Consider the following 22,486-nt stretch of genomic DNA (forward strand, 5'->3'; position numbering starts at 1 on the left):
CACTTAACTTTTTACCATTGATTCGCTTTTTATGTCTATTTTCCAACCGGTGAGCTTTGCCGCCAGCCTCGCATTTTGTCCTTCTTTTCCAATTGCTAAAGACAATTGATAATCAGGTACAATTACTCTTGCTACTTTTTCTTTTTCATCTAAAATTTCTATACTCAAAGCCTTTGCTGGACTTAAAGCGTTCATTATAAATTCTTGAGGTTTTGAACTCCACTTGACTATATCTATTTTTTCTCCTTTTAGTTCATTGACAACAGCTTGTACCCTCGCACCTTTATATCCAACACAAGCCCCTACAGGGTCCACATTTTCATCCCTGCTAAAAACCGCCATTTTTGTCCGTGAACCAGCTTCTCGAGCAATGCTCCGTATTTCCACTATCCCTTGTTGAATTTCTGGGGATTCCAATTCAAACAATCTTTTTACAAGTCCTGGATGAGAACGAGAAATTAAAATCTGAGGTCCTTTAGTAGTCTTTTTTACTTCCACAATATACACCTTAACTCTGTCTCCCGGTGCAAAAGTTTCCCCCGGGATTTGTTCTGATGGGCCTAATATAGCCTCTACTCTTCCTAAATTAATTAACACATTTTTTTTGTCAACCCTAGTTACAATACCTGTTACTACTTCTGTTTCTTTGGCTAAAAACTCTTCATAAATTACATTTCTTTCAGCTTCTCTAATCCTTTGAATCACAACTTGTTTTGCGTTTTGTGCTGCAATTCTGCCAAAGTTTTTAGGAGTTACTTCTATATCAACTATATCTCCTATCTGGTATTTTTTATTTATTTTTCTCGCTTCTTCTAAACTTATTTCTAGTAGGTCATTGTAGACCTCTTCTACTACCGTTTTTTGTGCATAAACTTTAACATCTCCTGTTTCTCTATCCATGACAATTTTAACATTTTGAGAAGTTCCATAATTTTTCTTGTAAGCAGAAACTAAAGCAGCTTCTATTGCTTCAAACATTGTATCTTTTGGGATACCTTTTTCCTCACAGATAGAATTTAAAGCTTCTATGAATTCTGCGTTCATTATTATTCTCCCTCCTTAATTTTAAAACTTTATTACTGGTTTAACAAGACTTACATTCTTCATATCAAATTCCTTTCTTTCTCCATTATAGAGAATAATTATTTTATCACCAGTAAACTCTATAAGTTCACCTTCAAACTTTTTTCTCTTATCAATAGGGGCATATAGGGAGATTTCTATTTCTTTTCCGATATTTCTTTCAAAATCTCGAGGCTTCTTAAGAGGTCTATCGAGACCGGGAGAAGATACTTCTAAAATATAACTGTGTTCTATTGGGTCTACTTCATCTAATCTATCGCTTAAATACTCGCTAACCAATTGACAATCATCTAAAGTAATACCTCCTTCTTTATCTATATAGACTCTCAAATACCAGTGGCTTCCTTCCTTTTTGTATTCTACATCTACCAGTTCAAAATTATTTTTTTCTAAAACAGGCATTACTAAATCCTTTGCAATCTGTTCTATTTTGGACATATCCTTCTCCTCCTAAAACTTTTTATTTTTCATTATATAAACTAAAGAGTGGGAAAACCCACTCTTTGTGCAAAAAATCTATGTTGACATAACAATTATAGCATACACCTTTTACCAACGCAACACTAAAATAAACTTAATTGATTAGATTCTGGCAAATCGGTTAAACAGCCATACTGTTTTAATATTTCTATAACTGTTTTACTGACCTTTGTTCTGTTTCTAAAATCTTCAACAGATAGAAATTTGCCATTTTCTCTTTCTTGTGCAATTGTTTTGGCTGCTTGTATTCCTACTCCCTCTAAAGAATTAAGAGGTGGTAGCAATCCTTCTTCAGTAATCAAAAATTTGACTGCATCAGATTTATATAAGTCTACATTTATAAACTTAAATCCTCTTAGGTACATCTCTAAAGCTACTTCTAATACTGTTAAAAGGCTTTTTTCTTTAGGACTAGCATTATTTCCTTTCGCTTCTATCTCTTTTATAGCATTTTTTATGCTGTCTTTCCCTTTTAATACAATATCCAAATTAAAGTCATCTGCTCTAACGGTAAAGTAAGTAGCATAAAAGGCTTCTGGATAATGAACTTTAAAATAAGCAATTCGAAATGCCATTATTACGTATGCCACAGCATGGGCCTTAGGAAACATATATTTTATTTTTTGGCAAGACTCAATAAACCAATTTGGAACACCGTGTTTTCTCATTTCTTCTATTTCTTCTTGTGTTACACCTTTGCCTTTCCTCACATTTTCCATTATTTTAAAAGACAATTTTTTGTCCATACCTTTGCTTATCAAATAAAGCATTATGTCATCTCTTGTAGATATTACTTCTTTTAATGTAGCTATTCCTTCTCTTATTATATCCTGAGCATTGTTAAGCCATACATCAGTGCCGTGAGAAAGTCCACTTATGCGTACTAGTTCTGCAAAAGTAGTAGGACGAGTGTCAATAAGCATTTGTCTTACAAACTTCGTACCAAACTCAGGTAATCCTAAAGTACCCACAGGAGTATTTAGCTCTTCAGGGTCTATTCCCAATGCTTCTACACTGGTAAATAAACTCATAGTTTTTTTATCATCTAAAGGAATTTCTCTTGCATTAATGCCGGTTAAATCCTCCAGCATTCTTATAACTGTAGGGTCATCATGCCCTAAAATATCCAGTTTTAAAAGCCTTCCGCTTATTGAATGGTAGTCAAAATGAGTTGTTATAACATCGGTGTCTTCTGCATCAGCAGGATGCTGTATTGGAGTAAAGTCATAAATACTCTTGTCCTTTGGCACTACCATTATTCCACCTGGATGTTGCCCTGTGGTTCTTTTCACTCCTGTACAACCAACAGTAAGTCTTTTGATTTCTGATTTATGAACTATTAAATTGCGTTCTTCAAAATATTTTTTGACATATCCATAAGCAGTTTTATCTGCTAAAGTTCCAATAGTACCTGCTCTAAAAACATGGCCTTTTCCGAAAAGTTCTTCTGTATACTTATGAGCAATAGGTTGGTATTCCCCAGAAAAATTAAGGTCTATATCTGGTTCTTTATCCCCTTCAAAACCTAAAAACACTTCAAAGGGTATATCAAAACCATCTTTCCTCATCAAAGTTCCACAGTGAGGACAAGTCTTATCCGGCATGTCCACACCACAACCATAGCTTCCATCAGTTATAAACTCGGAATACTTACAATTTGGACAAACATAATGAGGCGGCAGCGGGTTAACTTCTGTTATTCCGCTCATAGTGGCTACTAAAGAAGAGCCTACAGAACCTCTAGAACCAACCAAATACCCATCTTTTAAAGACTTAGACACTAATTTTTGAGCTATAATATACATAACTGCATATCCATTGTTAATTATAGAATTTAATTCTCTATCTAAGCGATTTTGTACTATTTCCGGCAAAGGGTCACCGTATATTTCATGGGCTTTATCTAAAGTAAGCCTTCTTAATTCTTCTTCAGCTCCCTCTATCACAGGAGGGAATGTTCCATCTGGTATAGGTTTTACTTCTTCTACAAGGTCAGCAATTTTATTAGGATTATCAATTACAATCTCTTTCGCTACTTCTTCTCCTAAATATTCGAATTCTTTTAGCATCTCATCAGTTGTTTTAAAATAAAGAGGCGGCTGCCTATCTGCATCCTTATATCCTTTTCCTGCCATTAAAATTTTTCTGTATATATCATCCCATGGATCTAAAAAGTGCACATCTCCTGTTGCCACTACTAATTTGTTGTATTTTTTACCCAAAAGATAAATTTTTTGATTAATTTCTCTTAATTCTTCTACGCTTTTTACTTCTCCTTTTTCAATTAAAAACTCATTATTACCAACAGGTTGTACTTCTAAGTAATCGTAAAAAGAAATAATATTCTCTAGTTTCTTTTCTTCTAAGTTAGATACAATCGCCCTAAAAACTTCCCCTTGTTCGCAAGCAGAACCAATGATAAGACCTTCTCTCATACTAATAAGTAAACTTTTGGGAATACGAGGTGTTCTATGAAAATATTCCAAATTGGATTTAGAGATTATTTCGTATAAATTTCTCAATCCTTTTTGGTCTTTTACCAAAATCGTGACATGATAGACAGGAAGTTTCCGTATGTCAACTTCACTTTCTTTTAATATAGCATTTATATCTTTTACCTTTTCTACTCCTAATTCTTTTAACCTATCAATAGTTTTTATAAATATTTCAGCTGTAGCCATAGCATCGTCTACTGCTCTGTGGTGGTGTTCCAATTTTACTTGCAAATGGTCAGCCAGTGTGTCTAGCTTGTAATTTTTCAAGTCCTTATATAAATGTCTACTTAGTTCTAAGGTATCTAAAACTGCATTGTTTACATTTAAATTAAATTTTTTAGCTTTAGATTTTATAAAAGACACATCAAAATTTGCATTATGAGCTACTAAAACACTGTTAGAAGCAAACTCCAAGAATTTAGGTAATATTTCTTCTATAGAAGGAGCATCTTTAACCATAGATTCGTCAATTCCAGTAAGTTTTGTTATAAAAGAAGAAATAGGAATTTTGGGATTAACAAAGGTTTCAAAAGTATCTATTATTTTGCCTTCTTTTATTTTTACTGCACCAATTTCAATTATTTCATCATTTATATTGGAAAGACCCGTCGTCTCTATATCAAAAACAGTAAATTCATCTTCTAAAGTGGCTTCTGTATCTCCTGTTACAATAGGTACACCATCATCCACTAAATAACCTTCTACACCGTATATGACTTTTACACCGTATTTAGAAGATGCTTCCATCGCTTCAGGAAATGCCTGTACAACTGCATGGTCTGTTATAGCAATGGCTTTATGTCCCCATTTTGCTGCTCTTTTAATCACTTCTGTTGCAGAGGCTACTGCATCCATACTGCTCATTTGAGTGTGTAAGTGAAGTTCCACTCTTTTTTCCTCACTTAAATCTTTTCTTTCTTTCGGAGATATCAACTGCAGGTCTTTTAGACTTATTACTAAGTCTCCTTCATATTTGTCGTAGAAAACTTTCCCTCTTAATTTTACAAAACTGCCTCCTTGGATATTCTCTTTTAAATAATTATACTTTTCCTCAGTTAAAAAGGCTTTTACAAGTATCGATGAAGTATAATCAGTTATATCAAAAGTCATTAAAATTTTGGACTTTAATTCCTTAAACTCGAGAGAAAAGATTTCACCTTCAATTACCGCTTCTTCTGTTTCTGCAGTAATATCTTTGATAGATATCGCTTCAGCCTTTATTTCTTTTCCTAAAAGTACTTGGGAATCTTCTTTATCCTCCATTTTTTCTGTTGTTTTGCCGGTTTCTTGCTTCTGCCCGCTTTTAGTGATTTCTTCAATAACTTTTATATCTTCCTCCATTATCATTCTTTCCATTGTATCTTCAAACTCTTCTAAAAGGACTACATCTATTTCTGTTTTAAACCCATATTTATCCTTTAGAAATTTCTTAAGAACAAAATCAATTTTATTGCTTTTTATAAATTGATAGACTACTTCGTTGGGAGCTTTAATTATTATCTTTTGATTCTCTGTTACTACATCACAGGTTTTTAAAAAACTAAGAGAAGCAGGGTATTCTTCGCTTATTTTTAAAATTATTTCCTCAAAATTGTCTAATATGTCCTGAAGACTATTAAATTTTTTCTCCTGTTCTACTACGACTTCTACTTCTTTAATTAAAGGAAATTTATTAAGCAAAAAATCCTGGAATTTTCTTATTTGAGAATTTATGTTATTATTGGAAGATACGCTTACAATTAATTTTCTCTCTTTTTTTAACAATTTTACTTTTTTTATTTCAAATTCCTGCGGAAAAGATGCTGGAATCATCAAATCCCTCTTTCTAAATCCACATTTTTAAAATATCAAAATACATTTTTAATCGCGCATAAAAGCCTTTAACTAATCCCAGCTTTTCTTCTTTCATGACATGACTCATATTCTCAAGAGGCACATTTACCACCCTTAACTTATTCTTTTCAGCATGTCTATTTAAAGCAATTTCTACTCCGAATCTACTGATTTCCATCTCTTCAATGTTTTCTAAAAACTGCCTTTTTATTGCCCTTTGGCCTGACAAAAAGGGTGCTATTTTTTGTGCAAAATCTGTAGATTTTCTTCCACCAGAAAAAATTCCAATTGTCATATCTGCTTCATTTTTTAATACAGGAGATACGAGATTTACAAAATGTTTTTCAGTAAGTCCAATCAAATCGGCATCTAACATAACAATAATATCACCTTTAGAATTATCTATTCCTGCTTTTAACGCTTTTCCTTTTCCTTGATTTTTTTCTAAATCAACAAGTTTTACATTGTATTTTAGAGCTTGTTCTTTTGTATCATCTGTAGAACCATCATTTACAACTATGATTTCATCAATCAGGTCTATTGTTTCTAAGACTGACAAAACTCTCCCAATATTTTTTCCTTCATTAAAAGCTGGGATTACAACAGAAATCATTAAGAATCCTCCTCAAGTAATTTTTCAATTTCTTTCATCAATTCTTCTACTAACTCTTCTTCCTTAACTTTTTTATAAACTTTTCCTTTTTTAAAAATAACTCCTTCTCCATCTCCTCCTGCTATTCCTATATCCGCTTCTTTTGCTTCCCCTGGTCCATTTACAACACATCCCATAACAGCAACTTTTAAAGGCTTTTTAATATGCCTCGTCCTTTTTTCTACTTCTTCTGCTAACCTTATCAAGTCAATTTTTGTTCTGCCGCAGGTAGGGCAGGAAATAATTTCTACTCCTTCTTTTAGAAAGCCTAAAGAGCGTAAAATTTGTTTTCCTACTCTTACCTCATGGACTGGGTCACCTGTTAGAGAAACTCGTATTGTGTCTCCTATTCCTAAATAAAGCAATGTTCCTATTCCTATAGCAGATTTTATAGTGCCAGCTTCAATGGTACCTGCCTCTGTTATGCCTACGTGCAATGGATAGTCTACTTTTGAAGAAGCGAGCTTATAAGCCTCTATAGTAAGAGGTACATTTGTAGTTTTAAGCGAAATAACTATATCATAAAAGCCTAACTTTTCTAAAATTAAAACATTTTTTAAAGCGCTTTCCACAACTGCTTCGGCAGTTACTCCCTTGTATTTATGTAATATTTCTTTTTCTAAAGAACCAGAATTTACACCTATTCTAATAGGAATACCTTTTTCTTTTGCTATTTCTACCACTTTTTTGATATTTTCTTCTCTTCCTATGTTTCCAGGATTAATTCTTATCTTGTCTGCTCCATTTTCAATTGATTTTATAGCTAATCGATAATCAAAATGAATATCTGCTACCAAAGGAATATTTATATTTTTCTTTATTTCTTTTATTGCTTCAGCTGCTTCCATATCTGGAACAGCAACTCTTATAATATCACAGCCTTCAGCTTCTAGTCTTTTTATCTGCTCTATTGTTTTTTCAATATCGTGGGTATCCGTGTTAGTCATAGACTGAACTAAAATTGGATTATTTCCTCCAATTTTTTTATTGCCTATTTTGACTTCGCGAGTAATTTTTCTCATTTTTATCACCTTTTAAAAAATGCGTAGAATATCCCTATAGGTTGCAAAAATCAACAAAGCAATCAACAGTAAAAAACCTAAATAATGAATATAGCCTTCTTTTTCAGGTGGCAATGGTTTACCTCTTACTGCCTCTGCTAACACAAACAAAATCCTTCCACCGTCTAAAGCCGGTAGTGGCAATAGATTAAAAAGGCCTAAATTTACGCTTATAAGAGCGGAAAAAGCTAGTAAATTTATAACACCTGTTTTAGCGACTGTTCCAACAGCTTGAACAATTCCCACAGGTCCCATAATATCATTGACAGAGACTTTTCCGGTTACTAACATTACAAGAGACAAAATAATAAGTTTCGAAAAATATATTGTCTGATTGATGGCAGTTTTAAAGGCAAGAGAGATAGAACGCTCATAGTCTGGAACAATTCCTATCATTACCTTTGAAGCGTTTTTATCAAAAATTGGTTTTACTTGTTTTTGTAAAATTTGATTTCCCCTTTGAATTTCAATTGTCAATACTCGCTCTCCATTAGAACTTATGGCTTTCTCTAACTCCTCCCATGTATTTATCTTTGTATTATTTACCATTACAATTTTGTCCCCCGGCAAAATTCCTGCTTTTTCAGCGGGATAGCCTTCCATTACGGATTTTACCTGTGGTATCGGACTTCCTATATTAAAAAATACAATAAAAAGCAATAAAAAAGCTAATAATATATTCATTAAAGGACCTGCAGCAAAGACAGCTAACCTTACAGGCCAAGGCTTATTTACTATAGCCCGCGGGTCATTAGATTTTTCATCTTCACCTTCTAAAGCAACATAACCACCGAATAGCAATGCTCTAAAAGAATACTCTGTTTCTCCGTATTTCTTTTTAAAAAGTCGTGGACCAAAGCCAATAGAAAATTCATTTACTCTAGCTCCAGAAAGTTTTGCAACGATAAAATGTCCAAATTCGTGAAACATTACTAAAACGCTTAAAACAATTATACTTATCAATATTGTCAAAATGTATCACCTCATATATTTTTTTGCTATTTTTTCCTTAACCTCTTTATCCACATTTATTATATCATCTAAAGTTGGATTTTGTATATTATTATGTTCTTTCATGCTTTCCTCTATGATTTCAGCTATTTGCAAAAATTCTATTTTTTTATTTAAAAACAGTGACACAGCTATTTCATCAGCCGCATTTAACACTGTAGTCATCGTGCCGCCAATTTTTAAAGCCTCATATGCCAACGACAAACATCTAAAAGTTTCTAAATCGGGTTTTTCAAAAGTTAGCTGAGTTGTAAGAGAAAAATCTAAAAAATTTATTCCATTTATGTAATTGCGAGTAGGATAATTTAATGCATACTGAATAGGTATCCTCATATCGGCAGTAGCCAATTGTGCAATTACACTACCATCTATATATTCTACCATTGAGTGAATTATACTCTGGGGATGCACAATCACATCAATTTTATCTTCAGAAATGTCAAAGAGCCATTTTGCTTCTATTACTTCAAACCCTTTATTCATCAAAGTGGCAGAATCTATCGTGATTTTTTTCCCCATTTTCCAATTAGGATGATTTAGAGCCTCATTTACAGTTACTTTTCTCAAATCTTCTTTTTTCTTCCCCCTAAAAGGACCTCCAGAGGCTGTTAAAATCAATCGAGATACTTCTTTTTTGTCATTTCCTCTTAAACATTGGAGTATAGCAGAGTGTTCACTATCTACAGGTAAAAGAGTTATATCCTTCTTTTTTACCAAACCCATCACAATTTGTCCAGCTGTTACAAGTACTTCTTTATTCGCTAAAGCGATATCTTTTCCCCTCTGGATAGCTGTAACTGTTGGAATAAGGCCAGCAATCCCTTCTACGGCTACCACCACTAAATCGGCATCGTACTTCACAATTTCTTGAAGCCCTTTGCTGCCAGTTAGAATTTCGACATTTTTCTTTAGATTCTCTCTTAATTGGTTAGCTTTATCTTCATCTTTTACTGCTACAACTTTAGGATTAAATTCTCTAATTTGTTTCGATAAAAGTTCTACATTGTTATAAGCTGTAAGTCCTACTATTTCAAAATTTTCTCTAAAATTTTTTATTACGTCTAATGTTTGCGTACCGATAGAACCAGTTGAGCCGAGAATTATTACCTTTTTCATGAAGTACATCCCTTTCTAAATTAAGTACTGAAAAATAAAGTATATGAAAGGAGAAACAAATAAAATACTATCAAATCTATCTAAAATTCCTCCATGGCCAGGAATTGTATTTCCAAAATCTTTAATGTAACAATTTCTTTTTATAAAGGAAGCAATTAAATCTCCACATTGAGCAATCAAACTGCCAAATAAACCTATAATTACAGAAAGATATATACTGACATTCGATTGAGGAAATAACCAAACAAATACAGCACAGCTTATGGTAGAGCCTATGATTCCTCCAATCGCTCCTTCTATCGTCTTTTTGGGACTGATTGTAGGAGCAAGTTTGTGCTTTCCAAAAAATCTACCGGTAAAATAGGCAAAAGTATCTGTCATCCAAGAGACTATAAAAACAAACCATACTATGTACATTCCTTCAGGCATTTCTCTAAGTTTTTGTATGTATAAAAAGAAAAGAGGTATATAAATGATTCCCATTAAAGTTAGAGCGTAATCTTTGAGATTATATTTTTTATTAGTCAAAAACAGCAAAAAAAGCATCATTGTGATTATAACTAATACATCTACTTTTGCGATTTTACTTTCTAAAAAATATAAAAGGATTGCTGACAAGTATCCAAAAATTTTTACAGGCCGTACCCCAATATTTTTTGTAGCATTATAAAATTCATTAAGTCCTAATATGCTTACTAAAACTAATGCAATTTTAAGCATATTTCCCCCTTTTATTAAAATGAAAAATAAAATTGGCAAGCCTACTATCGCACTTATAACTCTTGTTTTTAGCATATTTATTTACCACTCCTTACTATACTCCCCCAAATCTTCTTTGGCGAGTTTGGTAATACAATATTGCTTCAATAAGATGTTCTTTGCCAAAATCCGGCCACAGTACCTCTGTAAACCAAAGCTCAGAATAAGCAGATTGCCATAATAAGAAATTGCTCAATCTTTTTTCTCCACTTGTTCTTATTATAAGATCTGGATCTGGCTGGTTTTTAGTATACAAATTTTCACTTATAGTTTGTTCTGTAATTTCCTCAATGGACAATTCTTTATTTAAAATCTTTGTGCAAATTTTTTTCACAGCCTTTACTATTTCATCTCTTCCGCCATAATTTAACGCTATATTAAGTACAAGGCCAGAGTTGTTTTTTGTTACATTTTGCGCCCGATCTATTTCAATTTTACACTTCTCTGGTAAAACAGAAATATCCCCTATGAAGTTAATCAATACATTATTTTTATTCAATTCATCTACTTCTTTAGAGAGATATTCAACGAGTAAATCCATTAAAAAATTTACTTCTTCTTTAGGTCTTTTCCAGTTTTCAGTTGAAAAAGCGTATAAAGTTAAATATTTTATCCCTAATTCTCTAGAGGCTTTTACAACCTCTCTTACAGCATTAACACCAGCTTTATGGCCATAAAATCTCATCATCCCTCTTTTTTGAGCCCATCTTCCATTTCCATCCATGATAATACCTATGTGAATAGGCAATTTATTTTTATCAATCTTGTCACTCAAGTCTCTATTTTTTTGTCTAAAAAACACCATTTATTTTCCTCCTCATTTTATAAGGGCACCCCCTCGTCAGAGGGGGATTAAATTCTAATAACAGTAATTTCAAGAATGTTATTTTGTTCTTTTATCCTGGCAACTTTTAAACGAGAACCCTCATATTTAAAAATAGATTTTGTCTCTACAACGTTAAATTTTAAGTCCTTAGGTAATTTTTCTATTATTTTATGTAAATCCATTCCTATAAAATTATTATAATAATCTGTCAAATTTCCATTATCTCCTTTTCTTTAGCTTCCACCGCTTTGTCTATCTCTTTAATATATTTGTCAGTTAATTTTTGAATTTCTTCTTCTCTCTTTTTTCTTTCATCTTCCGAAATTTCGCCGTTTTTTTCCATCTTTTTTACAGCATCATTAGCATCTCTTCTTATTTGCCTTACTGCTACTTTTGCCTCTTCTGCTTTTTTATGAACTAACTTTACCAATTCTTTTCTTCTTTCTTCAGTCAATTCAGGAAAAACTAATCTTAACACTTTACCGTCAGAAACTGGATTAATTCCTAAATCTGATTTCTGTATTGCTTTTTCAATATCGCTTATTTTTGAAACATCCCACGGTTGTACAACTAGTACTCTTGGCTCCGGAGCTGTAATGGTGGCTAATCTGTTAAGAGGAGTTGGAGTACCATAATAATCTACCATAATTCGGTCAAGTAGTGCAGGATTTGCTCTACCTGCTCTTATAGCAGCTAATTCGTTTTTTAAAACGCTCAAAGATTTTTGCATTTTTTCTTCGCTAGCTTTTAAATAATCACTCATACTTAAACCTCCTTCACTATTGTACCAATATCTTTTCCTGTTACTACTTTCTTTATATTTCCGTAGGTAGTAAGGTCAAAAACTATGATTGGTATTTTATTGTCCATGCATAAAGAAGTTGCTGTTGAATCCATTACTCCTAAACCTTTGTTTAAAACATCTAAATAAGATAATTCTTTAAATTTTACAGCGTCTTTGTATTTATTTGGGTCTTTGTCATAGACTCCATCTACTTTTTTAGCTAATAGTATGACCTCCGCATCTATTTCTGCTGCTCTTAATGAAGCAGCAGTATCAGTTGAAAAGAAGGGATTCCCTGTCCCAGCAGCAAATATAACAACTCGTCCTTTTTCTAAGTGTCTTATTGCTCTTCTGCGTATATAGGGTTCTGCAATTGCTCTCATCTCAATAGCAGTCTGAACTCTTGTGGGAACTCCCCGTTGCTCTAAAGCATCTTGCAGTGCAAGAGCATTAATTACAGTCGCAAGCATTCCCATGTGGTCTGCAGTAGTTCTGTCCATCCCAATACCTTCTCTTCCCCGCCATATATTTCCTCCGCCAACTACAAGACCAATTTGAACTCCCATTTCTTTCACTTCTTTTATCTCGTCTGCTATTCGATTAACGGTGTCAAAATCGATTCCAAATCCCTTATTTCCTGCCAAAGCTTCTCCTGAGATTTTCAGAACTACTCGCTTGTAAACAACTGACGACACAATAACACCCCATTCTTATAAGTTCTATAAAAATTTTGAAAATCCTTCTTAATCTTTTAAGTAATTTATAAAAATGGGACACAACCGTGTCCCTATGTGGTTGCCTATTTAATTTTATTACTCATTTGAGGAAGTTTCAATACCTTCTCCTCTTTCAAATCTGACAAATCTTCTTATTACAATGTTTTCTCCTAATTTTGCAATCGTCTCATTTAACAAATCTTTCACTGTTTTTTCTGGGTCTCTAATGTATTCTTGTTCTAACAAGCAATTCTCTTTGTAAAATTTTTCAATACGTCCTTCAACTATTCTATCTACGACATTTTGGGGTTTCCCTTCATTTAACGCCTGTGCTTTTAAAATTTCTCTTTCTTTTTCCAAAACAGCTTGTGGCACATCTTCACGAGAAATATACTTTGGATTTGCGGCAGCAATTTGCATGCATATTTCTTTAACAAAATTTTTAAATTCATCAGTATTTGCAACAAAATCTGTCTCACAATTTACTTCTACTAAAACCCCTATTCTTCCACCACTGTGTATGTAGGCATCAACTAAGCCTTCATTAGCAACTCTACCTGCTTTTTTAGCAGCAGCAGCCAATCCCTTCTCTCTTAAAATATCTATGGCCTTTTCCATATCTCCATTTGCTTCCATTAAAGCTTTTTTACAATCCATCATTCCAGCGCCAGTTCGTTCTCTTAATTCTTTAACAGCTTGTGCTGATATCATTAGAAAAACCTCCTTAGATAATGATAAATGATATACAATAGTGGTAAGGAGCTTTGCCTTTTTCCTTACCACTAGACCAAAATTTTCACTCTTCTGAAGCAGCAAATTGTTCGCCTTGATTGCCTTCAATCACTGCATCTGCAATCTTTGAAGTAATAAGCTTGACAGCTCTTATAGCATCATCATTTCCTGGAATAGGATAATCGATTAGCTCAGGATCGCAATTGGTATCTACAATAGCTACAATTGGTATTTCCAAGCTTCGAGCTTCTGCCACAGCGATAGCTTCTTTTTTGGGGTCAACTATGAATAAAGCGGAAGGCAGAGACTGCATATTCTCTATTCCGCCCAAAAATTTCTGCAATCTTTCCTTTTCTTTTCTAAGTTTTATTACCTCTTTTTTAGGAAGAACATCAAAAGTTCCATCTTCCTCCATTTTTTTAAGTTCTTTTAATCGTTGAATCCTTCCTCTAATTGTTTTAAAATTAGTTAGGGTTCCACCTAACCACCTTTGATTTACATAAAACATACCACATCTTTCTGCTTCTTCCTTAATAGAATCCTGAGCCTGTTTCTTGGTCCCAACAAAAAGAATAGTGCCTCCTTCCATGGCCAACTTTTTGACAAATTCATAAGCTTGTTCCAGTTTTTCTACCGTTTGTTGTAAATCAATGATGTAAATTCCATTTCTTTCTGTAAAAATATAAGGAGCCATTTTAGGGTTCCATCTTCTTGTTTGATGACCAAAATGTACCCCTGCCTCTAATAACTGCTTCATTGAAATTACCGACATACATTACACCTCCTATGGTTATTCCTCCGCCTAAATCCTCTTGCAAAAAGACCTTTTCAGGCACCCTTTTTGCAATCATTAGGCGTGTGTTATTGACTGACAATGAATACTATATTATATATTTTGCTAAATGTCAATATATTATCACACTTTTATGTCTAAATGGCCTATGTTTTTTTTACGTTTTTTATCCTTATCTTTTTCCTGCTTATTTTTTTGTTCAGAGTTTCGACGATCTTTTATAAGAGTTTTTTCTGTTTTCTCGAGTTCATTAGGCTTTGTCTTCTTTATTTCATTTTCTCTATTAGAAAGGGTTGTTATTTGCTGAGAATAAATGATAGGCTTTTGAAGGTCAATTTGTTTCAAATTTCCTACCTCTACAGTACGGGGTAGAATAGATTTTAAATCAATAGGGACATTGGAGGACATAAAATTCATCTCCTTATTTTAGAGGAAAAAATTTTATTTCTTCCTCATTTTTTATAAACATAGCATATTTAATAGGTTCTTGTATTTTTAAAGTCACGTCATCAATGACGAGTTTAGTTCCTGGAAATATTGTATCAAAAACTTTTATAATTCCAATACTAGAACTTTTTATTTCCTCCTTTAAAGAATTTAATTCCTCACTTAGACGATGATTTAGAGAAATTAAATCTTGGAAAGATTTTTTAGCTTTATGATAAATCTCTTCTTTATCAGGAGGTAAGTTTTCGATTTTTTCTATGTACTTAAGAATTTTTCCTATTTTTTCTAATTGGGCATTGTTTTGTTCTATTTGACAAGTTAATTCCGCTATTTTCAGTCTCTTTTGAGGCAGTATACCTACTTGTAATTCTGTATACGTTCCCATTTTTGAACCAATATTTGCCGCTGAAATTTCTCTTGCAGCTACAATTTTACTGCCAATAATTTGGCTTTTATTTCCTAAAAGTTTTACACTTCCTCCTGCTTTTACATCGCAATAAATTATCGCTTCACTGTATATATCTTCTCCGGCTTCTACACTGCAGTTTTGTAAATACTTTGCTGTAATATTTCCTTCTGCGATAATTTTTGCCCTTCCAGCGCCCTGTACTCCTTTATGAATACTGATATTCCCTTTTGCTATTATAGTGGCTGCTTCCACTACTCCAAAAATTTCTATATTACCTTCACTTTCAACAGTAAAACCTGATTTAACATTTCCAGTAATTTTTACACTTGCTACCGTTTTTATGTTTCCTACAGAAGTGTCGACTTCTTTTACTTCCAAAAGAGTATGTACTTCTATTTTGTTGTTTAAAACCACAATATGGCCATCTACAGCAGCTACAAGCTTATCCTCATCAATATAAGTATTTTTTCCAAGAGGAAGTCTTACATCTTTGCCGCCTAGAGCATCAACTTTTTGTCCAAAAACATTAATTCCTGGTTGTCCTTCAGTAGGATTTATTTTTCGAGCTATTATTTGGCCCTTTTTAACGTTTTTAAACAAGTCCAAATTTTTATAGTCTACACTTCCGTCCTCCAAAATTTTTGGGGTTGCAGCACTTTCTACGTCTATCTCAAAAATTATCTTTCCATCTTCTCCATTTATAGGCTTTTTACCTTCTGCAATTAATACACCTTTTACCTTTTTCAAATCTTTACAAATATTATCTATAACATCGAATTTTATTCCATATACTATATTATGTTTTGCTATTTCTTGTAATAAAACTTCTTTATTAATACTAATGCCATTGGGGTCTTCAATTAAAGTCAAATAAGCTTGTTGTTTATCTCTTGATACGTCAACAAGTACTTTATACTTTTTTTCATCCATTTTAAAGCCCCCATTTTAAAAGTATTCGCCTAACATTTCCCTTATCCTTTTAATAGCTTTTGTATGAATTTGTGATATTCTAGACTCTGTTAAATTCAAAATTTTGCTTATGTCTTTGTAGTTTAAATCTTCATAATAATACAATGTTATAACTAATCTTTCCTTATCTGGTAAACTCTCAATAGCACTTGCTAGCTTTCTTTTTAGTTCTTTGTACAATACTTCTTCTTCTGGATTTTTTAATTCTACATTTGAAATAGCATGTAATTTAAAATTATTTTCAATAGCTTCCTCTAAAGAATTAACATTAGAAACATTGATATAACTTAAAGTTTTTAAAACGTCTATTTCATTTAAGCCGCAAGCTTCTGTTATTTCTTCAACTGTAGGTTCTCTATTATATTTTTGTTGAAGTGTTTCTACGGTTTCTTCTATTTTTTTGTACTTCTTTTTGAGGCTTCGAGGCATCCAATCTTTTCTTCGCAAATAGTCTATTATTTCTCCTCTTATTCTTAAAGTAGCGTAAGTTTCAAATTTTACACCTTTACTAGGCTGATATTTTTCAATTGCATCGATAAGGCCAATTACTCCTTGATTTATTAAGTCTTCATATTCAGATTGAGTAATATCAGAAATAATGAGTTTTTTAACAATATGTTTGACAAGTGGCATATACTTGATTATTATTTCATTTCGTAAATTTGGGTCTTTATTAGAATTATAAGTTTTCCATATATCCTCCTCCGCTAATGACATACAAAATTCCCCCAATTTTTAAATATATTTTATTCCATAACCAATAGTTTTAACTAATAGTCTTCCATCCTCAGAATAAAACTCAATAGTTCTTCCATAATTTCCACCTATATCTTCCGCAACGATCGGTATACCAAGTTTTCCTAGTACTTCTTTAGTAGCAACTGCGTTTCTTTCTCCTATGTTCATAATGTCAGAATTTATCTTAGAAGAAAACATTTGCGCTCCTCCAGCAATTTTGCTAATTAACCTTTTGGGATTAGCACCCAATTTTACCATCTCTTCAATCAAAACTTGGATACCGGTATCGGCAAACTTAAGTTTATTAGAATTATCAGATATTTTGTTACTATAAGGTAACATAATATGTACTAGACCTGATATTTTTGTAATTGGGTCATAAAGAACAATTCCGACACAAGACCCCAGCCCAATAGTTGTAAGAATTCCTGGGCTTTGTGTGACCTTTGCATCTGCCATTCCAACCCTGTAAATCTTATTTTCCATTCACTTCAACTCCAAGCGCTTTTAGTATTAAATCAAAAGAGTTAATATCTGGTATTAAGAAGAAATCACCTTTTATAAGTTTTTCTCCCTCTATAAATTGGGTCTCAATAAACAAAATTTTATCAGAAATTTCTCCATATTTAATAGCCGGAACACTCAAAATTGCTCCTGCCATATCTATACTTATTGCGGGAGGTGAAATTTTCATATTTAAAGAAGTAAGAGTAGATAATGAGGCTACATAGCTACCCGCCATAATATTTCCTATTTCTTCTAAAGCGGATTTTTCTAACTCATCAAATTCTTCTTTTACTTCCAATCCCATGAGGCTCCAAATAAGAGAAGCAGCGCTTTTTATATCAAGTGCAAAAAGAATATTACCCTTTACATCTCCATCTAGATCGAAATAAATACCAACAATGATCGTATCAGCAGAGCCAAATATATCTGATACTTCTTGAAAATCTAGAATTTTTACCTTTGGCACTTGCATGTCCACTTTTTTGCCAATCATTGTTGAAAGAGCAGTTATAGCATTTCCTGCTCCAATATTTCCTAATTCTTTTAAAATGTCTAAGTACATTTCATTTAATCGGTTAATATCCACATTTCTCACACCCTGACATCTAATAATTTTTTTAAATCTAAAATGAGAAATACCTTATCTTTAATTTTTCCTACTTTGCTGACGAATTTTCCAAATTCGTCAGAAGCCTCATTAAAAACCAAGTTATCAATATCTTCTTCTGCAATATCAACCACTTCATTAGCATTATCTACAATCATGCCTACTAACATATCGTAAGCCTTTAAAACCACAATTCTTGTATCTTCATCATACTCTTTTTCAACTAAACCCAATTTTACTCTTAAAGAAATCACAGGAATTATTTCTCCTCTTAAATTTATAACGCCTTTTACATGACTTTCAGTCTGAGGAACTCTTGTTATAGGCATTACTTTTTCTATAGTCTGCACTTTTTCTATGTTTATTGCATATTCTTCCTCATCAATTTTGGCGATAACATATAGGCTCAAAATTCTCCCTCCCTGTTAAAACAAATTGTTGGCATCGACAATCAAGGCCACTTGGCCATCTCCCAATATTGTAGCTCCTGCAATAACTTTGACATTAGAAAGATACTTCCCTAATGGTTTTATGACTATCTCTTGCTGACCAATTAATTCATCTACAGTACAGCATGCTAAATTTTCGCCTTTTTTGATAATTACACACACCAAATTTCCATTATTAGAAATCTTTTTGGTTTCTAATACTTCATTTAATCTTATTATTGGAATTACCTTTCCTCTAAAAAGAACTACTTCCTTTCCTTGAACATTGTGTATTTCTTCCTCTTTTTTATGAACTATTTCTGAAATTGAATTAAGGGGAATTGCAAATTTTTCATCTCCTACTTTTACTAATAAAGCTTGTATAATTGCTAAAGTAAGAGGAAGTTTAATTATAAATTTTGTTCCCTTATTTATTTCTGATAATATTTCAATTGAGCCGTTTAAGGATTCGATTTTATTTTTTACTACATCTAATCCTACGCCTCTGCCAGAAATATCTGTAACTTTGTCAGCAGTGCTAAAACCTGGCCTAAATAAAAGGTCTAAAATTTTATCTTTAGAAAGGTCATTTACTTGCTCAGCAGTGTAAATGCCTTTCTCTACTGCTTTTGCTTTGACTTTTTCTATATCAATTCCTCTTCCATCATCACTAACTTCTATTATGACATTATTACCTTCATGATAAGCTCTCAAATTAATGGTACCTTGTTCTGGTTTCCCTTTTTGCCACCTTTCTTGCGGCATTTCGATACCATGATCAATAGAATTTCTTATGAGGTGAACTAAAGGGTCACCGATTTCATCTATAACAGTTCTATCTACTTCTGTATCTTGTCCATACATATTGAGAATAATTTTTTTGCCTAACTCGTAAGATAAATCCCTTACCATTCTTGGGAACCTATTGAATACTCTTTCAACCGGTACCATTCTTACCTTCATAACCGCGTCATGTAAATTAGTAGTTATTCTTTCTAAATATTCAATAGCACTTACAGTTTCAGAGTTTTTATTATCTGCCTCTAACCCTTCAAGGCGGGTTTTTATGATTATAAGCTCACTTACTAAATTCATTAAATTATCCAATCTGTCTATATCTACTCTTACACTTTTTGAAGTTTTATTATTGCTTTGAGATTTTTTTATGTTCTCAAAACTTTGAGATTGTGAAGAAGATACCTCTTTGACAAATCTTTCCCCTTCTTTATTTAAATCAATGTTTATTAGTTCCACTTCCACGTTGTTGACCTCAGCAATAGACAATAATCTTTTTTCAATACTTTCTTTATCCTCTTTTGTAATGATGTGAACAGTGAAACTATCCTCAAATTTTTCATCTTCAATGTCTTCTACAGAGGGAGAAGAATTTATTATGTCTCCTATTTCATCTAAACTATTAAAGATTATAAAAGCACGAGCTGATTTCATAACACACCCTTTGTCAATATGTACTGTTATTTTATAGGCTTTGTAATTATCTTTTGCTGCCTCTCTTATTATATCTTCTTCGTATACATTTAGTAGAGTATCGCTCCCAGAAGCATCATTTTCCTTTTGTACAATATTTTCTTTGTTTCCAGATTTAGAACTAACACCTGAAAGTAAAAATATCAACTCATCAATAGGTACATTATCTTCTCCTGTTTGTGATATTGAATCCAGCATTTCACTTAAAGTATCTACACACTTAAAAAGAATATCCATGATTGCATGAGAAATATGCAATTGACCATTTTTTACCTCTTGTAATACATCCTCCATTTTATGAGCTAATTTATTCATGTTTTCAAAGCCCATAGTAGCAGCCATGCCTTTTAAAGTATGGGCAGACCTAAAAATCTCATCGATTACTTGCCTATTTTCAGGGTCATTTTCCAAAAGCAATAAATTGCTATTTAAATTTTCTATATGCTCTTGTGATTCTTCAATAAATATATCGATGTATTGATTATTTTCCATAAAATTCCCTCACCTTCTCAATTATTTCTACTGGAATTTTATCCAAAGGAAGAACTTTATCAACAAATCCTGTTTTTATAGCGTTATAAGGCATTCCTTTCGCTAAAGAAGAATTGATATCCTGACATATAATAAAACTTCCTCTCTCTTTTAAAAACTTAAGTCCTTTCGAACCATCACTTCCCATACCTGTCAAAATAACAGCTATTATGCAAGCATTTATTTGGGAAGCACTTATGAAAGTAGCATCAATGGAAGGTTTATAAACAGATTCAAAATCAGTAGAAAGTTTAATTTTTACTTTATCATTCTCTTCAATTAATAATAAATTTTTATCGCCAGGTGCGATATAAGCTACATTTTTCAAAATTTCCTCTCCATCTACTGCTTCTTTTACTTTGAGATTACAACTTTGGTCTAATCTTTCTGCCATCATTTTAGTAAACTTTTCTGGCATATGTTGTACTACAATTACTGAAGCAAAAAGGTCCTTTGGTAAATTTGTCAATATATATTGCAGTGCTTTAGGCCCCCCAGTAGAAGCCCCAATTATAACAAGACAATCATTTTTCATAAATCATTCAATCCCTTTTTGTCTACTTTTTCTCTGTTCTTCAAAGATATAGCTTATAATTTTTTCTCTTACTTTTTCATCAATGTCCACATAACAGAGACCAATTTCATATCCTTTTTCTAATAATTCTTCATATCTCACTACTTTTCCGCTTACTGTTATCTCTTGGTCTAATGTAAAAACACAATTTATGATAGTCCCTACCTCTAATTTTTTATCTACCTTACATCTTAATCCTCCACCGCTTATATCTTGAATAAGGCCTTTATAAACCTTATCTTCTTCTCCACCACTAATAGTATAAGTAAAGGGAATCACTTTTTCTAATCTAAAATACTGTCTCCTTTGCAATCTTTCTACACTGCTTATAGGCATTATTTCTAAAAGAGCAAGTTTTCCAGAAAATCTATTTAAAACCTTGGCATAAAAGGTAAATAAGCCTTGTTTTGTAAAATAAATTATTTGAACTATTGAACCTATTCTCACAGGAACTAAATGTCCACTGTATACTGGAGTATCAATTAATATAGTTCCATTTTTAGAAATATCCTGTACTTGAGATGAGTACATATTTTGACCATTGTTTAACCCTAATCTTAATTTCTGCCCTGGTTGTAAATTTATCTGATTCATCTAAATCCTCCTCTATTTATAAGTCTAGAAAAAATACCCCACAACCCCTTGTTTTCTATAGGAGGAGGTTGATTAGCTATTTGAGCTGCAATTTGCAATATCCTTTTTGAGGTTTTACTATTTTCATATTTAAGGACAATGGGATGTTGCTCAATTATACATTCCATCATCTTTTCGTCATTTTCCAAATAACCCAAATCAATCAAAGGAACGCCCAAATAGTTTTTAACTACTGCTTCAAACCTCTCATAAATTTTTTTGTATTCATTAAAATTTTTTACCTTATTTATCAGCACATTAATCTTTTTATCTTCACCTACCAGTGAATACTTAATAAGAGTATATGCATCCATAATAGACGTGGGTTCAGGAGTTACTATGAGTAAAACTTCATCGGCCGCTTTTAAAAAATTGCTAATTACGTTATTGAGCCCTGCACCCGTATCTATAATAATAAAATCGGAATAATAGTCTAAAATTTTAATGTTGTTTAGAAAAAGGCTTAAATCTACTCCTTCATTGATAAGGTTGAAATCTCCACCAGAAGATATGTATTTTATGCCTAAAGGTCCTTCGCTTATGACTTCTGTTATCATTTTGTTGTTGTATAAAACATCTAATAAAGTATACTTAGAAGTAACTCCTAATTCAATTTCGACATTTGAAAATCCCAAATCTGCATCAATAATCGTAACATTATAGCCCAATTTTTTAAGCCCCAAAGAAAGATTTACTGAGATACATGTTTTGCCAATGCCGCCTTTTCCGCCTGTAATTGTAATAACCCTGCTTCTTTTTATTTTATTTTTTTGGGAAACCAATTTTCTTAAACTTTCAGCCTGGTCCATCATAT

The 22,486-nt window shown here is 32.5% G+C and carries 24 protein-coding genes; all 24 read right to left on the minus strand.

Annotated features, from left to right (window positions below; translation table 11 throughout):
- Nucleotides 1–3: 3 nt before the first annotated feature.
- The 24 genes from nusA to EB239_RS09575 all read right to left on the minus strand — a co-directional run bounded on the left by nusA (nucleotide 4) and on the right by EB239_RS09575 (nucleotide 22,484).
- Nucleotides 4–1,044 carry a transcription termination factor NusA gene (gene nusA, locus EB239_RS09460; protein ID WP_003869135.1) on the minus strand — a complete coding sequence of 347 codons (1,041 nt, stop codon included), beginning with the start codon at nucleotides 1,042–1,044 and terminating at the stop codon, nucleotides 4–6.
- Nucleotides 1,045–1,065: 21 nt separating this feature from the next.
- Nucleotides 1,066–1,521 carry a ribosome maturation factor RimP gene (rimP, locus tag EB239_RS09465; RefSeq protein WP_003869136.1) on the minus strand — a complete coding sequence of 152 codons (456 nt, stop codon included), beginning with the start codon at nucleotides 1,519–1,521 and terminating at the stop codon, nucleotides 1,066–1,068.
- Nucleotides 1,522–1,646: 125 nt separating this feature from the next.
- Nucleotides 1,647–5,870 (minus strand): PolC-type DNA polymerase III, encoded by a 4,224-nt coding sequence (locus EB239_RS09470; RefSeq protein ID WP_003869137.1) that lies wholly within the window; start codon nucleotides 5,868–5,870, stop codon nucleotides 1,647–1,649.
- A gap of 13 nt (nucleotides 5,871–5,883) precedes the next feature.
- Nucleotides 5,884–6,504, minus strand: a complete 621-nt coding sequence (locus EB239_RS09475) for a glycosyltransferase family 2 protein (RefSeq protein ID WP_003869138.1) — start codon at nucleotides 6,502–6,504, stop codon at nucleotides 5,884–5,886.
- Nucleotides 6,504–7,565 carry a flavodoxin-dependent (E)-4-hydroxy-3-methylbut-2-enyl-diphosphate synthase gene (ispG, locus tag EB239_RS09480; protein WP_003869139.1) on the minus strand — a complete coding sequence of 354 codons (1,062 nt, stop codon included), beginning with the start codon at nucleotides 7,563–7,565 and terminating at the stop codon, nucleotides 6,504–6,506. Before ispG ends, EB239_RS09475 begins: the two co-directional genes overlap by 1 nt.
- Nucleotides 7,566–7,577: 12 nt before the next feature.
- Nucleotides 7,578–8,576: an RIP metalloprotease RseP gene (gene rseP / locus EB239_RS09485; protein WP_003869140.1), complete on the minus strand. Its 999-nt coding sequence runs from the start codon at nucleotides 8,574–8,576 to the stop codon at nucleotides 7,578–7,580.
- A 6-nt stretch (nucleotides 8,577–8,582) separates the two neighbouring features.
- The gene (locus EB239_RS09490) at nucleotides 8,583–9,731 is read right to left on the minus strand and encodes a 1-deoxy-D-xylulose-5-phosphate reductoisomerase (RefSeq protein WP_003869141.1); all 1,149 of its coding nucleotides are present in this window, start codon (nucleotides 9,729–9,731) and stop codon (nucleotides 8,583–8,585) included.
- A gap of 15 nt (nucleotides 9,732–9,746) precedes the next feature.
- Nucleotides 9,747–10,526 (minus strand): phosphatidate cytidylyltransferase, encoded by a 780-nt coding sequence (locus EB239_RS09495; RefSeq protein ID WP_003869142.1) that lies wholly within the window; start codon nucleotides 10,524–10,526, stop codon nucleotides 9,747–9,749.
- Nucleotides 10,527–10,545: 19 nt separating this feature from the next.
- Nucleotides 10,546–11,295: an isoprenyl transferase gene (locus EB239_RS09500; protein ID WP_003869143.1), complete on the minus strand. Its 750-nt coding sequence runs from the start codon at nucleotides 11,293–11,295 to the stop codon at nucleotides 10,546–10,548.
- Nucleotides 11,296–11,342: 47 nt separating this feature from the next.
- Nucleotides 11,343–11,528 (minus strand): hypothetical protein, encoded by a 186-nt coding sequence (locus EB239_RS09505; RefSeq protein WP_003866737.1) that lies wholly within the window; start codon nucleotides 11,526–11,528, stop codon nucleotides 11,343–11,345.
- On the minus strand, nucleotides 11,525–12,079 hold the full coding sequence (gene frr, locus EB239_RS09510; RefSeq protein ID WP_003869144.1) for a ribosome recycling factor: 555 nt from the start codon (nucleotides 12,077–12,079) through the stop codon (nucleotides 11,525–11,527). The genes EB239_RS09505 and frr overlap by 4 nt, the downstream gene beginning before the upstream one ends.
- A 2-nt stretch (nucleotides 12,080–12,081) precedes the next feature.
- The gene (gene pyrH, locus EB239_RS09515; protein ID WP_004396202.1) at nucleotides 12,082–12,795 is read right to left on the minus strand and encodes a UMP kinase; all 714 of its coding nucleotides are present in this window, start codon (nucleotides 12,793–12,795) and stop codon (nucleotides 12,082–12,084) included.
- Between the two features lie 117 nt (nucleotides 12,796–12,912).
- Entirely contained in the window at nucleotides 12,913–13,527 is a 615-nt protein-coding gene (gene tsf, locus EB239_RS09520) for a translation elongation factor Ts (protein WP_003866734.1), read from the minus strand.
- Nucleotides 13,528–13,612: 85 nt separating this feature from the next.
- Nucleotides 13,613–14,320: a 30S ribosomal protein S2 gene (rpsB, locus tag EB239_RS09525; protein ID WP_003869145.1), complete on the minus strand. Its 708-nt coding sequence runs from the start codon at nucleotides 14,318–14,320 to the stop codon at nucleotides 13,613–13,615.
- 144 nt (nucleotides 14,321–14,464) lie between these two features.
- Complete coding sequence (locus EB239_RS09530; RefSeq protein ID WP_003869146.1) at nucleotides 14,465–14,749, minus strand: hypothetical protein; 285 nt, start codon at nucleotides 14,747–14,749, stop codon at nucleotides 14,465–14,467.
- 13 nt (nucleotides 14,750–14,762) lie between these two features.
- Entirely contained in the window at nucleotides 14,763–16,127 is a 1,365-nt protein-coding gene (locus tag EB239_RS09535) for a DUF342 domain-containing protein (RefSeq protein WP_003869147.1), read from the minus strand.
- 15 nt (nucleotides 16,128–16,142) lie between these two features.
- Nucleotides 16,143–16,883 carry a FliA/WhiG family RNA polymerase sigma factor gene (locus EB239_RS09540; RefSeq protein WP_003869148.1) on the minus strand — a complete coding sequence of 247 codons (741 nt, stop codon included), beginning with the start codon at nucleotides 16,881–16,883 and terminating at the stop codon, nucleotides 16,143–16,145.
- An 18-nt stretch (nucleotides 16,884–16,901) separates the two neighbouring features.
- Nucleotides 16,902–17,390 (minus strand): chemotaxis protein CheD, encoded by a 489-nt coding sequence (locus EB239_RS09545; protein WP_003869149.1) that lies wholly within the window; start codon nucleotides 17,388–17,390, stop codon nucleotides 16,902–16,904.
- Entirely contained in the window at nucleotides 17,380–17,997 is a 618-nt protein-coding gene (locus EB239_RS09550) for a chemotaxis protein CheC (RefSeq protein WP_039929373.1), read from the minus strand. The genes EB239_RS09545 and EB239_RS09550 overlap by 11 nt, the downstream gene beginning before the upstream one ends.
- 5 nt (nucleotides 17,998–18,002) lie before the next feature.
- Nucleotides 18,003–18,428, minus strand: coding sequence for a chemotaxis protein CheW (locus EB239_RS09555; RefSeq protein ID WP_003869151.1), 426 nt, complete (start codon nucleotides 18,426–18,428; stop codon nucleotides 18,003–18,005).
- A gap of 15 nt (nucleotides 18,429–18,443) precedes the next feature.
- Entirely contained in the window at nucleotides 18,444–20,426 is a 1,983-nt protein-coding gene (locus tag EB239_RS09560; RefSeq protein ID WP_003869152.1) for a chemotaxis protein CheA, read from the minus strand.
- Nucleotides 20,416–21,000 carry a CheB methylesterase domain-containing protein gene (locus EB239_RS09565; protein ID WP_003866725.1) on the minus strand — a complete coding sequence of 195 codons (585 nt, stop codon included), beginning with the start codon at nucleotides 20,998–21,000 and terminating at the stop codon, nucleotides 20,416–20,418. Before EB239_RS09565 ends, EB239_RS09560 begins: the two co-directional genes overlap by 11 nt.
- 3 nt (nucleotides 21,001–21,003) lie before the next feature.
- On the minus strand, nucleotides 21,004–21,633 hold the full coding sequence (locus EB239_RS09570) for a flagellar brake protein (RefSeq protein ID WP_003869153.1): 630 nt from the start codon (nucleotides 21,631–21,633) through the stop codon (nucleotides 21,004–21,006).
- Nucleotides 21,630–22,484, minus strand: a complete 855-nt coding sequence (locus EB239_RS09575; RefSeq protein WP_003869154.1) for a MinD/ParA family ATP-binding protein — start codon at nucleotides 22,482–22,484, stop codon at nucleotides 21,630–21,632. Before EB239_RS09575 ends, EB239_RS09570 begins: the two co-directional genes overlap by 4 nt.
- Nucleotides 22,485–22,486: the final 2 nt, after the last annotated feature.

The sequence above is a fragment of the Thermoanaerobacter ethanolicus JW 200 genome (assembly GCF_003722315.1).
GTDB lineage: Bacteria > Bacillota > Thermoanaerobacteria > Thermoanaerobacterales > Thermoanaerobacteraceae > Thermoanaerobacter > Thermoanaerobacter ethanolicus.